At 71.3% G+C, this 14,087-nt stretch carries 15 protein-coding genes and 1 tRNA gene; 5 read left to right on the forward strand and 11 right to left on the reverse strand.

What is annotated here, in order from left to right:
* Positions 1-20 precede the first annotated feature (20 nt).
* Positions 21-221, reverse strand: coding sequence for a hypothetical protein (locus tag ACIQ8J_RS21590; protein ID WP_403275522.1), 201 nt, complete (start codon positions 219-221; stop codon positions 21-23).
* Between the two features lie 354 nt (positions 222-575).
* A complete protein-coding gene (locus ACIQ8J_RS21595) occupies positions 576-1,811 on the reverse strand; it encodes a hypothetical protein (protein WP_403275524.1) in 1,236 nt (411 codons plus the stop codon).
* A gap of 304 nt (positions 1,812-2,115) precedes the next feature.
* On the opposite strand from ACIQ8J_RS21595, the gene ACIQ8J_RS21600 reads away from it, so the two are divergent.
* The 3 genes from ACIQ8J_RS21600 (at position 2,116) to ACIQ8J_RS21610 (ending at position 4,416) form a co-directional block, all read left to right on the forward strand.
* Positions 2,116-3,120, forward strand: coding sequence for an SPFH domain-containing protein (locus ACIQ8J_RS21600; RefSeq protein ID WP_403275525.1), 1,005 nt, complete (start codon positions 2,116-2,118; stop codon positions 3,118-3,120).
* Positions 3,117-4,013 carry a hypothetical protein gene (locus ACIQ8J_RS21605; RefSeq protein ID WP_403275526.1) on the forward strand — a complete coding sequence of 299 codons (897 nt, stop codon included), beginning with the start codon at positions 3,117-3,119 and terminating at the stop codon, positions 4,011-4,013. Before ACIQ8J_RS21600 ends, ACIQ8J_RS21605 begins: the two co-directional genes overlap by 4 nt.
* Before the next feature lie 145 nt (positions 4,014-4,158).
* Positions 4,159-4,416, forward strand: a complete 258-nt coding sequence (locus tag ACIQ8J_RS21610) for a hypothetical protein (RefSeq protein WP_403275527.1) — start codon at positions 4,159-4,161, stop codon at positions 4,414-4,416.
* Positions 4,417-4,439: 23 nt separating this feature from the next.
* Here the strand turns inward: ACIQ8J_RS21610 and ACIQ8J_RS21615 are convergent, their stop codons facing one another.
* The 4 genes from ACIQ8J_RS21615 to ACIQ8J_RS21630 all read right to left on the reverse strand — a co-directional run bounded on the left by ACIQ8J_RS21615 (position 4,440) and on the right by ACIQ8J_RS21630 (position 8,646).
* Positions 4,440-5,267 (reverse strand): SAM-dependent methyltransferase, encoded by an 828-nt coding sequence (locus ACIQ8J_RS21615; protein WP_403275528.1) that lies wholly within the window; start codon positions 5,265-5,267, stop codon positions 4,440-4,442.
* 172 nt (positions 5,268-5,439) lie between these two features.
* Positions 5,440-6,672, reverse strand: coding sequence for a cytochrome P450 (locus ACIQ8J_RS21620; RefSeq protein ID WP_403275529.1), 1,233 nt, complete (start codon positions 6,670-6,672; stop codon positions 5,440-5,442).
* Between the two features lie 144 nt (positions 6,673-6,816).
* Positions 6,817-7,680, reverse strand: a complete 864-nt coding sequence (locus ACIQ8J_RS21625) for an ABC transporter substrate-binding protein (protein WP_403275586.1) — start codon at positions 7,678-7,680, stop codon at positions 6,817-6,819.
* A 222-nt stretch (positions 7,681-7,902) separates the two neighbouring features.
* Positions 7,903-8,646, reverse strand: a complete 744-nt coding sequence (locus ACIQ8J_RS21630) for a chaplin (RefSeq protein WP_403275530.1) — start codon at positions 8,644-8,646, stop codon at positions 7,903-7,905.
* Positions 8,647-8,942: 296 nt separating this feature from the next.
* Here ACIQ8J_RS21630 and ACIQ8J_RS21635 point away from each other — a divergent pair, with 296 nt between their 5' ends.
* Positions 8,943-9,752 carry a hypothetical protein gene (locus ACIQ8J_RS21635; RefSeq protein WP_403275531.1) on the forward strand — a complete coding sequence of 270 codons (810 nt, stop codon included), beginning with the start codon at positions 8,943-8,945 and terminating at the stop codon, positions 9,750-9,752.
* Here ACIQ8J_RS21635 and ACIQ8J_RS21640 read toward each other — a convergent pair.
* Both ACIQ8J_RS21640 and ACIQ8J_RS21645 read right to left on the reverse strand, forming a co-directional pair.
* The gene (locus ACIQ8J_RS21640; protein WP_403275532.1) at positions 9,737-10,456 is read right to left on the reverse strand and encodes an MgtC/SapB family protein; all 720 of its coding nucleotides are present in this window, start codon (positions 10,454-10,456) and stop codon (positions 9,737-9,739) included. The genes ACIQ8J_RS21635 and ACIQ8J_RS21640 overlap by 16 nt on opposite strands.
* A gap of 188 nt (positions 10,457-10,644) precedes the next feature.
* Positions 10,645-10,718, reverse strand: a tRNA-Pro gene (locus ACIQ8J_RS21645).
* 93 nt (positions 10,719-10,811) lie between these two features.
* Between ACIQ8J_RS21645 and ACIQ8J_RS21650 the strand changes: the two genes are divergently transcribed.
* The gene (locus ACIQ8J_RS21650) at positions 10,812-11,297 is read left to right on the forward strand and encodes a DUF309 domain-containing protein (RefSeq protein ID WP_403275534.1); all 486 of its coding nucleotides are present in this window, start codon (positions 10,812-10,814) and stop codon (positions 11,295-11,297) included.
* Here ACIQ8J_RS21650 and ACIQ8J_RS21655 read toward each other — a convergent pair.
* From ACIQ8J_RS21655 to ACIQ8J_RS21665, 3 genes are read right to left on the reverse strand one after another with little or no spacing between them, the layout of a single operon-like run.
* Positions 11,287-11,916 (reverse strand): lactate utilization protein C, encoded by a 630-nt coding sequence (locus ACIQ8J_RS21655; protein ID WP_403275535.1) that lies wholly within the window; start codon positions 11,914-11,916, stop codon positions 11,287-11,289. The genes ACIQ8J_RS21650 and ACIQ8J_RS21655 overlap by 11 nt on opposite strands.
* Positions 11,913-13,331 carry a LutB/LldF family L-lactate oxidation iron-sulfur protein gene (locus tag ACIQ8J_RS21660; RefSeq protein ID WP_403275537.1) on the reverse strand — a complete coding sequence of 473 codons (1,419 nt, stop codon included), beginning with the start codon at positions 13,329-13,331 and terminating at the stop codon, positions 11,913-11,915. The genes ACIQ8J_RS21655 and ACIQ8J_RS21660 overlap by 4 nt, the downstream gene beginning before the upstream one ends.
* Positions 13,328-14,083 (reverse strand): (Fe-S)-binding protein, encoded by a 756-nt coding sequence (locus ACIQ8J_RS21665; protein ID WP_403275538.1) that lies wholly within the window; start codon positions 14,081-14,083, stop codon positions 13,328-13,330. The genes ACIQ8J_RS21660 and ACIQ8J_RS21665 overlap by 4 nt, the downstream gene beginning before the upstream one ends.
* Positions 14,084-14,087 lie beyond the last annotated feature (4 nt).

Below are 14,087 nucleotides of genomic sequence, written 5' to 3' on the forward strand. Positions count from 1 at the left end.
GCCCGTTCACGCCGCCGGGGTCAACAGGCGGCCATGCAGGCCTTGCAGTAGCGGTCGGCGTTGGTCAGGTCCGACTTCATCGGCGTCGCCGCCTCGTGCCGGCCGAGGCTGCGTCCGCACAGGGTGGTGGGGTCGTCAGCGCTCATGACGTGCCACAGGAGGGCGTCGCGGGCCTCCTCCCCCGCCCGGTCGAGAACCGCTTCCGCTCGCAGTTCACGCATGGTCTGCTCCCTCCGCCCCGGCTGCACCGGGGCCGCTTTCCGCTGTGAGTGCTGAAGATCCGAGGCCTGAAGATCCGAATACTCAAGGCCCCGCAGGTGTCCCCGCCGGCGTTCGCGGCCGCGCGGAGCCGGCGCCGTCACCTCCAGCAGACCCCGCGGCCCGCGCGGCCGCCTCCCGGCGGCGCCCGGACCGCCCCGCCGGATCCGGCGTGTTGTACTTGACGGCATACATCGCCGCAGGATGCGGCGGTCAGGCCGGATTCGGGCAAAATGCCGCGTCAGGCGCCCGAACGAGTGATCACCGATGTTCGGACGTCAACTCCGCACCCTTCGCGCCACCTTGACACCCACAGCTCACGCCGCCTTGAAGAAGGCGTTCCAGCCGCCCGGAGGCGCCTGCCCGACCTCCAGGCTGCGCAGCCTGTCCAGCACCTTCGGGTCCTGCACATCGAGCCAGTCCACGAACTGCCGGAACGACACCAGGCGTACGTCCTTCCTTCCCGCCATCCCCTTCAGGGCTTCTTCGGCGGCGTCCATGTAGATGCCGCCGTTCCACTCCTCGAAGTGGTTGCCGATGCAGAAGGGCGCGCGGTTCGTCTCGTACGCGCGCCTGAAGCCCTGTACGTAGGAGGTGGTGGCCTGTTCCCGCCAGCCGGGATAGCGCGAGGGCATGCCCTTGGTGCTGTTCTTCGACTGGTTGGCGAGGATGTTGTAGTCCATCGACAGGACCTCGAAGGAGTGCCCGGGGAACGGGATGCCCTGCAGCGGAAGGTCCCATACTCCCTGGCGCTTGCCGGGCCACCTCTGGCGGCCGCCGGGCGAGGAGGCGTCGTAGCGCCAGCCCAGTTCCTTCGCGATGGGCAGCAGGTTGTCCTGGCCGAGCAGGCACGGCGTACGGCCGCCGATGAGTTCCTTGCCGTAGTCGAAAGGCAGCGGGTCGGCGTCCCTCCAGCCGGTGTTGGTGCGCCATTCGGTGACGAAGGAGACCGCCTGCTCGACCTCGCTGCGCCACTGGGACGCGGTCCAGTTGGCGACGGAGCCTGGGCCGTCGCAGAAGTGGCCGTTGAAGTGGGTACCGATCTCGTGGCCGTCGGCCCAGGCCTGGCGGACGTACTTCAGCGTCTCCTTGATGTGCGGGTCGGTGAGGTAGCCGATGTCGGAGGCACCCACGGGGTTGTTCGGCGGCCGGTAGAGGCTCTTCTTCGACTCGGGGAGCAGATACAGGCCGGAGAGGAAGAACGTCATGCCCGCCCCGTGATTCCTGGCCAGTTCGAGGAAGCGCGGGAAAAGGCCGGTACCGACCTCGCCCGCGCCGTCCCAGGAGAAGATCACGAACTGGGGCGGGGTCTGGCCGGGTTCGAGCGGGACGGGCCTGTCGGGCTGGTTCGGCTGCTTGCCCGTGTCCGCCGTCGAACCGTCACCGATCAGCCTGGCCTGCTGCTGTGCGGGCTTCGCCGCCCCCTCCCCGCGGCCCGGCAGGCCCGGTCGGCCCGCGCCCTCACCGCCCGCCGAGCCGCATCCCGCGAGCCCCGCCGCGGCGACCGCCCCAAGTCCCGCGCCCAGCAATCCCCTTCGATCGATGTCCCGCATGCCTGCTCCCGTCACTCATCCAGCGGACCTCTGATGTGTAGACCACGGCAGACTGAATTAACCCAATATCAGCTGATATTGAGCCTCCCGCCTCGTCACTCCGGCATCACCATCACCACACGTGACCAGCCCTTGACTCTCTGCAGACCATCCGGCAAGCATGGCTTGAATCCAGCCGTTCCGGCCTCGGGGCTCCCCCCGCTCAACTCGCATCGAACGAGCCACCCTTCCTCCATTCATGTCATCTTGACGATAAAGCGGAATCCCAATATCGTCATCAAGACGAAAAGAGAGGGGTTCCGTCATGGCCGACATCTCCCGGCGCTTCGGCTGGCGCCATCTGCGCTCCGCGCCCACCGCTCATGTCCGGCACCACAAGAACGGCCGTCTCGCCCACGACGGCGCCGGGCTGAGCTTCTGGTTCCGGCCGCTGAGCGCCGCGCTCTGCGAAGTACCGGTCAGCGACCGGGAACTGGCCATGGCCTTCCACGCCCGCACCTGCGACTTCCAGGACGTCACCGTGCAGGCGACCGTCACCTACCGGATCAGCGAGCCGGGCAGGGCCGCCGACCGGCTCGACTTCTCCATCGACCCGGACACCGGCATCTGGCGCGGCGATCCCCTGGAGCAGCTGTCGACCCTGCTGACCGAGACGGCCCAGCAGCACGCCCTCGACGTGCTCGCCCGTACCCCGCTGTCGGCCGCGCTCGCGGACGGTGTCGCCGCGGTACGGGAGCGGATCTCGGCCGGTCTCGCGGCGGAGGCCCGGCTGCCCGCGACCGGCATCGAGGTGGTGGCCGTACGGGTCGTCGCGATCCGCCCCGAGCCCGAGGTGGAGCGGGCGCTGCGCACGCCGGCGCGGGAGCAGATCCAGCAGGAGGCGGACCGGGCGACGTACGAGCGCCGGGCCGTGGCCGTGGAGCGCGAGCGGGCCATCGCCGAGAACGAACTCGCGAGCCGGATCGAACTGGCCCGGCGCGAGGAGGAGTTGGTCGAGCAGCGCGGCACCAACACCCGCCGGGAGGCGGAGGAGGAAGCGGCGGCGGACGCGGTGCGCACCGAGGCGGAGGCCGCCCGCACGGTGCGGCTCGCGCAGGCCCAGGCGGAGGCGGCCCGTGCTTCGGGAGAGGCGCGGGCGAGTGCGCAGGCGGCCTGGCTGCGGGTGCACGGCGATGCGGACCCAGCCACGCTGCACGCCCTGGCCGCGACCCGGCTGGCCGAGAACCTGCCCCGCATCGACAGCCTCACCCTGTCCCCCGACGTACTGACCGCACTCGTCGCCCGGCTCGGCCGAAGTGAGCGGCCGTGAGCCCGGCCCCACGAGCGGTGCTCGTCCATCGCACCTCGGAGTACGAGGAGTTGCTCACCCGGCACGGCACGCGCGGCCAGGCGGAGTTCTTCCTCTCCTCGCGGGGGCGCGGCATCCGCGAGGTCGCCGAGCGCCATCACCGGGTGCAGCGCGCCCTCGCCGAGGTGGCGGCGGTGGTGCCTTCGCAGTGGCGGCAGGCCCGGGTCGAGCGCGCGGACCTCGACCGTTTCCTGTTCGCCGCCGAGGACGTGGTCGTGGTGGTCGGACAGGACGGTCTGGTCGCCAACGCCGCCAAATACCTGTCGGGGCAGCCGGTGATCGGCATCGACACCGAGCCGGGGCGCAATCCCGGGGTTCTGGTGCGCCACCGGCCGTCCGCGGCGGCGGCGCTGCTGCCCGCGGCGGCCTCGCGGGGCTGCGCGGTCGAGGAACTCACCATGGTGGAGGCGGTGACCGACGACGCCCAGCGCCTGCTCGCGCTCAACGAGATCTACCTCGGCGCCCCGGGCCATCGGACCGCCCGCTACCGCATCGCCGCCGAAGCCCAGGACGGCGCCGAGGCCCAGGCCTCCTCCGGTGTCCTGATCGGCACGGGCACGGGGGCGACCGGCTGGCTGCGTTCGCTGTGGTCTCAGCGCGAGCACGCTCCTGCCCTGCCGTCCCGCGCGGATCCCCGCCTGGTGTGGTTCGTCCGCGAGGCGTGGCCCTCGCCCGTGACCGGCACCTCGCTGGTCGAAGGAGAGTTGTCGCGCCCGCAGCGGCTCCGGATCACCGTCGAGTCCGACCACCTCGTCGCGTTCGGCGACGGCATGGAGGGCGATGCGCTGGACCTGACCTGGGGTCAGTCGGTGAGCGTGGGCGTCGCGGACACGGCACTGCGATTGGTGGGCTGACAACGCGCGAGAAAGTTGAGACAGCTGTGAACGCCGAGCACTCCGAGGACAGGGACCGGCCGCGCCTCAGCGGGCCGTGACGGCCGATTGTCAGTGGCGTACGGCATCGTGATGGTGAGCCCGTACTACCGAGGGAAGGCTGCCGATGACCGCCACCGTTGTGATGACGTCCCATGAACGCTCCGCCGCCCAGGCCTATCTGCGGCTGCTGAACACCGTGCGCGCCGCCCTCGACTCACCGGCGGACCGGCCGCAGGCCCCGCTCGCCCTGGAGGGGGTGATCGCCGAAGCGGACGAGGCGCTCGCGCTGGCGGGCCTCGCGGGCAACGAAGAGGCGCTGTTCGCCCTCGTGGGCAGCCTGCATGGCGGCGGGGCGCCCACGCAGGGGCGGCCCCGCCGGTGACACGGCAGCCGGGGGCCGGTGTGTCAGCGCTTGAGGCCGACGCCGCCGTACATCGCGACCTCGTCGGGCAGTGCGCCCTCGCCCGCCTCCGGACGCCAGCGCGAACACGAGACGACCCCGGGCTCCAGCAGCTCAAGTCCCTCGAAGAACCCGGCCACTTGCTCCGGGGTGCGCTGGGTCAGCTTCGGCGTGCCGTGCTCGTTCCAGAACGCCACGGCGGCGTCCACATCGGGCATGGCCGGGCTGGTGATGGTGTGCGACAGGACGAGATGGCTGCCCGCCGGGAGCTCCTTCATCAGGTCGCGCACGAGTCGGCGTGCCTCGGTGTAGTCCGGGATGAAGATGACGACGCCGAGCAGCATCAGCGCGACGGGCCGGCTCAGGTCCAGGGTCTTCGCCGCGTGTTCCAGGATCGCGCCGGCGTCGCGCAGATCGGCGTCGAGGTAGTCCGTGCGGCCTTCGGGGGTGCTGGTGAGCAGGGCCCGTGCGTGCGCGAGGACGAGGGGGTCGTTGTCGACGTAGACGACCCGGGCGTCGGGCGCGAGCCGCTGGGCCACCTCATGGGTGTTGTCGGCGGTGGGCAGCCCGGTGCCGATGTCGAGGAACTGGCGCACCCCCCGGTCGGCCACCAGATGGCGCACGGCCCGCCCGAGGAACAGCCGGTCGGCGAGGGCGTAGTCGCCGATGCCCGGGTGGAGCGACCGGATCTGGTCCCCTGCCTCGCGGTCGACCGGGTAGTTGTCCTTGCCGCCGAGCCAGTAGTTCCAGATCCGGGCGGTGTGCGGCTGCGCGGTGTTGATGCGGTCGCGCACATGCTCGGGCGTGGAGGCGGGTGCGGGGTTCTCGGTCACGGGTGTCTCTCCTGGAATTCTGGAGGTGCGGCGCTGCGTCAACGGCCAATCTAGATACTCGCGTTGCAACCTGTCACAGAGAACCAACTGCCTCACACCCGGGTGTCCCCGGGCACTCGCGCCCGACCGGCCCCGGGAGTTCCTGTCCCACCATCCCGGGCGGTGCGCCGGGCTAATCCCCGAGCCGTGCCGGAATCTCCTGCCACCCGTACGCGATGAACGACGGAACCTGACTCAACTCCTCGCATTTGACGGCCAGTTCGAGCCCTGGGAAGCGGTCGAAGAGCGCCGGGAGCGCGGTGAGGGCCTCCATTCTGGCGAGCGGGGCGCCGATGCAGCGGTGCACTCCGATGCCGAAGGCCAGATGGTCGTCGGCACCGCGCGCGACATCGAAGGAGTCCGCCTCGGCGCCGTAGTGCGCCGGGTCGAGGCCCGCCGCCGCGTACGTGGTGACGATGGCGTCGCCCGCGGGGATGGTGACGCCGTCGACCGTGATGTCCGTGACCGCGAACCGCAGCGGGAGGCTGGCGATCGACGGGTGGACGCGCAGCGTCTCGTCCACGACGGCCTCCCAGCTCCTCTCGCCCGAGCGGACGGCCGCGAGCTGATCCGGGTGGCCGAGGAGTGCCACGACCGCGTTGCCGATGAGGTTGACCGTGGTCTCGAACCCGGCACCGATGACCAGGAGCAGGGTGTGGACCAGCTCTTGCTCGCTGAGCCGGTCGCCGTCGTCGTTGCGCACCTTGATGAGTTCGGTGGTCATGTCGTCGCCGGGCCGCTCCCTCTTGTACGCGACGAGCGCGGGCAGCACGGTGGCGATCTGCTCCTGCACGAAGGCGGCGTGCCGGGGGCTGGGGTCGGAGGTGTCCATGATGGCGGCGATCAACCGGCCGGTGGACTCGGTCAAGTGGTCCGGAACTCCGAAGAGTTCGCAGATGAGGCGCATCGGAAGCGGATGGGCGTAGCCCGCCTTGAGGTCGACGGGCCCGCCTGAGGCGGCCGCTTCGGCGAGGCCGTCGAGGAGTTCGGCGGTGATCTCCTCGACCCGGCTCCGCATCGCCTCGGTCCGCCGCGAGGTGAAGCTGGGGGCGACCAGCTTGCGCAGCCGGGCATGGTCGGGACCGTACGTGGAGAGCATGTTGACCACGCCGACCCACCCCAGGATCCAGCCCCAGTCGGGGTGCTGGTCCAGTTCCGGGAAGAGCGACCAGTGCTTGCGCGGGTCCTTGCTGACGCGGGGGTCGAGGATCAGCGCCTTGAGGGTGTCGTAGCCGGTGGGCGCCCAGGCGGGGATGCCGCCCGGCAGCGTGACGGGCACGATCGGCCCGAGCGCGCGCAGGCGGGCGCTCTCGGCGGCGATGTCCTTACCGAACGGGTCGAGGGGCACACGGGTGAGCACGGTCATCCTCTGTCACTCCCTGACTGGACGGGTGATTAACCTGTTCAGTACACACCGGCATTGACCGATGCTGCGCCGCTTTTAGCCGAGCCCATAGGCAATCCCGCGCACCACCACGCCCGCGCACGATCCCCTCGCAACCCCTTCCCCTCACACCCCTTCCAACGCCTCCGCGACGAGCCGCAGGAAGGCCGCGTGAGCGCGGGCGCTGCACGGGGACTCCGGGTTCCAGGCAAGGACGCGGGCCCCGCTCTCCAGGGCGCGCCACGAGGGGTCGGGCCGCAGCGCCTCGCGCGGGGCGGCATTCGATCGCACGTCCGCGAGGACGATGGCGGGGCGCAGTCCGGCCGCCTCTCGCCACCCGGTCGTGGACCAGTTGGCGCCCTCGCCCTCGCCCGGCTCCATCAGGTCGACCCCGTACGCCGAGAGGTCCCGCAGCTCGGGCCAGGCCCGGGGCCTGGCGAGGTGGACCTGGTCGGGACTCGCGGCGGACAGCGCGAGGACCCGCGGCCGGGGTATCCGCGCGGCGGCCGCCCGCAGGCGGGCCTCGGCGGCGGCCAGCTCGGCGGTGTCCTCCGGCGCGGCCCCCAACGACCGTGCCAGATCGGCGAATCGGTCCCGCACCTGAGCCGGTGTGCGGGTCTGGCCCACATCCAGGACGACCAGCGGAACCCGCTCCTCCAGGTGCTTGGCCGTCTCGGGGTCGAGCCCGTACACCTGGCCGCCGCCGTAGCTGACGGCCACGACGAGCTCCGGTGCGGCGCCCAGCAGTGTCTCGGCGCCGAGCTCCGCACCCGCCCCGAGGTAGCCGACCTCGTCCAGCGGCAGCGCGCCGGACTTGGCGGGGTCGGGGTCCGCGCCGTCGTGGAAGGACCCGAACAGCGCCACCGGACGGATCCCCAGGTCCCAGAGCGTGGCACCGGCCTGGATGTAGGCCACCACGCGGGACGGCGGTGCCGCCGCCGTCGACAGTTGTCCGCGGTCGTCCGAGAATCGCCAGGCCGTCTGCTCCATCACGTCATCCGCCCCCAATGCGGTCGCGTTGCCGACTCGTACGAAGCCGTACCCCGCTTCCCTGCCCAACGCCCGAGCGCATCACCCTTGTTCCCCGCCCGGGTTGCCGCCCCACCAACTCCCTGACACATCAGCCCAGTTCGGCGCCGAGTCGTCGGAGCTCCGGTGCAGCAAGACGATGGCCCCGGCCAGAAGGCCGGGGCCAGGCTGACATCGTGGGCACTACTGGTTGACGCTGCGGAACCTCCGGTAGAGGACCGCGCCGCCCAGAACCAGGGCCGCGGACGCGGGAACGGCGAAGCCGAGGCCGTCGGCGCCGGTCTGGGCGAGGGCGGCACCCTGCGTCGCGGAAATGGCGGTCTCCGCCGGGGCGGCCTCGGCCGGGGCCTGGGCCGGAACCACGGGCGCGGGCGGCGCGGGCGGCGTGACCCGGTGGTGCTGCGGCGCGGGGTGGTGCGGCGCGGACTCGTTCAAGGAGGTGTTGCCGACGGCCGGGTTCCCCACCCCGACAACACTGACCGAGTTCCCGCTGACGTTCACCGGGAGATCGATCGGCAGCTGGAGGCCGTTGCCGGAGAGCACTCCGGGCGAATCCGCTGCCACGCCCGTCGCGGAGGCACCGCCGCCGTTGCCCTCGTGCGAGGAGCCCCGCTTACCTCCCTCGTGCGACGAGCCCGGCTTGCCTCCGTGGTGGGAGGAGTCCCGCTTGCCCTCGTGGTGGGCGGACGAGACGTTGGCGCAGGTGTTGCCCGCTGCCGGGTTGAGGAGGCCGAGCACGTCGACGGTGTTTCCGCACGCGTTGACCGGGACGTTCACCGGAAGCTGGATGGCGTTTCCCGCCAGCACTCCCGGGGAGGCATCAGCAATGCCGGCAGCGGTCGAGTCCGCGTACGCATAGCCGGTCGCGGCCAGCACGCCGCCCGTGGCCACAGCGGTGGCCAGGCCTTTCATAGCGACCCGTCTCATGGGTTCCTGCCTTCCAGAGTCTGTCGCGGGACACTCGCCCGCACCGCCATCAACGCGCGAGAGACCGGATCGGTTATGCCCGATACGCCCTTCACCCCATCGAGTGGCCGGATTATCGATTAGAGCCGGAAAGGTAAGCTAAATAGGTTTATGCGCAGATATGCAGCCCCGCGACAAGGCGCCGTACACCTGGTCGAATGGGGCAGGGGGCGGCCCTTGGCCCGCGTGTGCCCCATGGCAAGATCGACCGAAGGTCGGTGGGGAGTCCCTGGCCGCGGCGGGTCTGGGGGTTGATGGTGCGCGGCGACACGGAGGCCCGGGTGCGGGCGGGAGAGCCGGAAGCGGCCCCCACGGAGGTACGGCGCCCCGTCGCCGCTCCGAAGGCCGGACGGATCGGCGCCGGCGAACGCAACCTCAAGCGGTTCGTACGTTTCCTCGGACGGAATCTGCACCGCGAGTTCCGCGGCATCGTCGTCGAGCCGGCCCGCGCCCTGGTGCGGCGCGGCCTGTCCGGCGTCCTCCTGGCGATCCTCGCGTCCGCGGCGGTGCTCGTTCTGCACGCGGTGGACCAGTCACCGACCGGCGCGACGCTGGTGCGGCTCACCTCGCACGTCCGGGGCGACGTTTCGATCCCCGTCGTTCTGCTGCGCACCCCCCTCTCCCTGTTCGTTCCCGCCCGCAACCTGGCGGCCTGGCCGGGCATACCCGTCCTGTTCCTCTGCGTGGCGCTGGCCCAGCTGGTGCTCGGCCGCGCCCGGACCGTGCTGGTGGCGTACGCCGTGTCGCTCGCGGGCACGCTCAGCGCCCGCATCATGATCGCTGCGGGGCCCGGGTGGTGGGGCCTGCCGCCCGAAGCGGCCCATGTCATCGACACCGGGGCCTCCGCGGCGGTGGCCGGCCTCTTCGCCCATATCGCCACGGTGAAGCGCGCGCCCGTCCTGTTCCTGATCGCCGTCGTCCCGACCATCGTCAGAGCCTTCGAGAAGCCGAACCTGGCGGGCCGCGAACACATCGTGGCCATCACGGTCGCCGTGCTCCTGGGCCTCCTCGCCACCCGCAGGCCCAGGAAGACCGCCCTGCGCAACCCGGCTCACTCGTCCTCGTAGCCGTTGCGGCTGCACGCCACGACGCCCGCCACATCGGCGAACCGGGCCGCCAGGACGCCGGGGTCGCCGCGGCCGACCGCCGAGACCATGACCTCGGCCACGTCCCCCGTGCCGCCCGCCCCGAGCATCTGCAATCCGGCGACGGTGAACCCGCCGCGTTCGCACTGCTCCAGGATCTCCTGGAGGAGCCCCGGCCGCTGCTCGTACGCGATCCGGAAGGTCAGCGCCAGCGACCGCATGACCGGCAGCCGGTGGACCAGCGGGCGGACCGCGTACGCGGCGACGAAGTACGCGGCGGTCGCCAGTATCGCGAGCAGGGGCAGCCCCGAGGCGGCTGCCGCGCCCACCGCCGCCGCCAGCCAGATCGTGGCCGCCGTGGTGAGCCCCTGGACCGACCCCCGTTGCACGAAGATCACCCCGGCTCCTATGAAGCCGACCCCGGAAACTATCTGGGCCGCCACCCGGGACGGGTCGAGCTGGATGGTCCCGATGTGCAGGACGTCGCCGAAGCCGTACTTGCTGACCAGCGTGAACAGCGCCGCGCCCACGCCGACCGTGGTGTACGTCCGCAGGCCCGCGGCCTTCTGGCGGATCTCCCGCTCCAGCCCGATGGCCGCCGAGAGCAGGAACGCCAGCCCGAACTCGGCGGCCTGCAACCAGCCCTGCCCGCTCGGCTCCAACCCCTCCGCCGTCAGCAGCGCCATATCCCGCCCCTTCCTACCCAGACTTCCCCATCGGTATGAATAGGCTTCCCTTACTTCCCCTCCCCATACAGCCACTTTCCATGACGCGCCGCCTCTCCGCCGGGGCCGGCGGCGCGCGCGTGCCCGAAACGAGCAGAGGCCGTATCGGAGTAATCCGATACGGCCTCTGCTGCTACGACTCTTTCAAGTCGGGACGACAGGATTTGAACCTGCGACCCCTTGACCCCCAGTCAAGTGCGCTACCAAGCTGCGCCACGTCCCGTTGCCCGTCTGACCTGGGGTTTCCCCCGGCCGTTCGTGCATGAGAACCATACCGCACTCCGGGCCCCGATCAGGAACGGGGGACAATCGGCGCATGGAGAGTTCTGCACGCCGGGATCGTGACGCCGAGGGACGGGCGCGCAACGCCCGGCCCAGGGACGGGCTCGGCCGGCCCCTGCCCTATGGAGCGGAAGGGGTGGCACGGCAGCCGGAAGGAGTGGCGCGCACGCCCGAGGAGACGCTCCGCGAGGCCCAGCGGCTGCTGGACGCCGGGATGCCGTTCCACGCGCACGAGGTGTTCGAGGACGCGTGGAAGTCGGGGCCCGCCCAGGAGGAGGCTCTGTGGCGGGGGTTGGCGCAGCTCGCGGTGGGGCTCACTCACGCGGCGCGCGGCAACACGACCGGCGCCGCCTCCCTGCTGGAGCGGGGCACGGTTTCGCTGGCCCGCTACGCGGAGCAGGACGGCGTGCCGACCTACGGCCTCGATCTCGATGAACTCACCGCATGGGCACGGGAGTTGACGGACCGTCTGCCGGGCCCGGTGGACGCGGCGGCCGAGGCTCCCCGGATCACGGACTGAGCAGGATCACTTCGAGGGTGCGGGGGCCGTGGACGCCCTCCACCCGGTCGAGTTCGATGTCGCTGGTGGCGGACGGGCCCGAGATCCAGGTGAGCGGCCGGGCGGGGTCGAGGCGGGACATGGCCTGCGGTACGGACGCGACGACCTGCTCCGGGACCCGTACGACGCAGATGTGGTGGTCCGGGACGAGCGTGATGCGGCGGCGCCCCTGAGCCGGTCCTCCGTCCAGGACGATGGTGCCGGTCTCGGCGATGGCCAGGGCGCAGCCGGTGACGACGCCCGCCACGGCGTCGAGTTCGGCGGCCGTCGTCTCCGGGCTGTCGTCGACGAGCACGGCGGTGGAGCAGGCCAGCCACTCGGGCGGCAGTCCCGCAGGCACCAGGACGCTCGCGGACCCTCGGGCGGCGAGGAGCCGCGCCACGAGGGGCCCGGCCCCGGCCGGGTCCGTGCGGTGCACGATCGCGCGGTAGTCCGCGAGGTTCTCGTGCAGCAGGTCGAGTACGGCCGCCGGGTCGTCCGGGGTGTGGCTCGTCAGGTAGTCGCGGGTGACGGCGGGGGCCGCGGGGGTGCCGTCCACGGCGGCGCGGACCCGGGCCAGGATGCGGTCGCGTGAGCTCATGAGCGGTTCTTCTTCCACCAGTCCCGGAACGGCTCTTCGGGGAGTTCGGGCAGGTCCCGGCTGTCGGTCCAGGCCGTCGCGCCGGGCGGGCGCTTCGGGTGCAGCCCGCGCGTCCTGGCCGCCGCCCGCTCCCCCGCGGCCATCACCCGCGGATGGTCCATGGCCCAACTGGCCGCCTTCATCGCGGCCTTCTCCAGGCGGTGTCCCCGGCCGCCCTGTCCGGCGACCTTCTCGCGGAGGTGGACCAGGACCTCCGGGATGTCGATGGCGACCGGGCAGACCTCGTAGCAGGCGCCGCAGAGCGAAGAGGCGTACGGGAGCGAGGCGTCGATCTCGCTGGTGATGCCGCGGAGTTGAGGGGTGAGGATGGCGCCGATCGGGCCGGGATAGACCGAGCCGTAGGCGTGGCCGCCCGCCCGCTCGTACACCGGGCACACGTTGAGGCAGGCCGAGCAGCGGATGCAGCGCAGCGCCTGCCGGCCCACCTCGTCGGCCAGCGCGTCGGTGCGGCCGTTGTCGAGCAGCACGAGGTGGAAGTCCGCCGGACCGTCGCTGTCGGCCGTGCCGGTCCACATGCTGGTGTACGGGTTCATCCGCTCGGCCGTCGAGGAGCGCGGCAGGGTCTGGAGGAAGACCTCCAGGTCCTGCCAGGTGGGGACCACCTTCTCGATGCCGACGACCGAGATCAGGGTCTCCGGGAGGGTGAGGCACATCCGGCCGTTGCCCTCGGACTCGAAGACGACGAGTGTGCCCGTCTCGGCGACCATGAAGTTGGCGCCCGACACCCCCACCTTCGCCCGCAGGAACTTCTCCCGCAGGTGCAGGCGGGCCGCTTCGGCGAGATCGGCGGGCGTGTCGCTGAGACCCTCCGGGGCCGCTTTTCCCCAACTGTCCATCTTTTCAAGGAAGATGTCGCGGATCTCGCCCCGGTTGCGGTGGATGGCGGGGACCAGGATGTGGGAGGGCCGGTCGTCGCCGAGCTGGACGATGAGCTCGGCGAGGTCGGTCTCGTAGGCGCGAATGCCTTCGGCGGCGAGCGCCTCGTTCAGGCCGATCTCCTGGGTGGCCATCGACTTGACCTTCACCACCTCCTTCTCACCGGTGGCCTTGACCAGATCGGCGACGATCCGGTTGGCCTCGTCCGCGTCGGCGGCCCAGTGCACGGTGCCCCCGGCCGCGGTGACCGATTCCTCCAACTGCACGAGATACCGGTCGAGATGACGGAGCGTATGGTCCTTGATGCGCTTGCCCGCCTCACGCAGTTCCTGCCAGTCGGCCAGTTCGGCGACCGCCTTGGCGCGCTTGTCGCGGATGGTGTGGGTGGCATGGCGCAGATTGGCGCGCAGGGTCTTGTCGCGTACGGCGTCGTGCGCCGCCTTGGGAAAGGCAGGCATGCCGACGAAGGTGCCGCTCATGGGTGGGGCTCCGCTTCCGTACTGGCGAGGATCTCGGCGATGTGCAGCGCCCGCAGCGGGGCGTCCTGGCGGTGGAGGATGCCGCCGATGTGCATCAGACAGGAATTGTCGGCGCCGCACAGCACGTCCGCGCCGGTCGAAGCGGCGTTGCGGACCTTGTCCGTGCCCATCGCGGCGGACACGTCGGGGTTCTTCACGGCGAAGGTGCCCCCGAAGCCGCAGCACTCGTCGGCGCCCGGGAGTTCGCGCAGCTCCAGGCCCTTCACGGCGTCGAGCAGTCTGCGGGGGCGGTCGCCGAGACCGAGCGTGCGCAGGCCGTGGCAGGAGGGGTGGTAGGTGACGGTGTGCGGGAAGTACGCGCCCACATCGGTCACTCCGAGCACGTCGACGAGGAATTCCGTCAGCTCGTACGTGCGCGGCCCCAGCGATTCCGCGATCTTCCCCAGCTCCGCGCCGCTCCCCTCCGCGGCCGCCTTGCGGGCGATGCGCGGGTAGTTGTCGCGGACCATGGCCGCGCAGGAGCCGGACGGGGTGACCACGTGGTCGTAGCCCTCGAAGACCCGGCCCATCCGCCGCACCAGGGGCTCGGTCTCGTGCCGGTAGCCGGTGTTGAACTGAGGTTGCCCGCAACAGGTCTGCCCGGCGGGGAACGCCACCTCCACCCCGAGCCGCTCCAGGAGCTGCACCGTCGCGATGCCGGTGGCCGGGTACACCGCGTCATTGACGCAGGTGACGAAGAGTGCGACTCGCATGGTC

Origin of the sequence: Streptomyces sp. NPDC094147 (assembly GCF_044764265.1) — a bacterium.
In the GTDB taxonomy this organism is placed as follows: domain Bacteria; phylum Actinomycetota; class Actinomycetes; order Streptomycetales; family Streptomycetaceae; genus Streptomyces.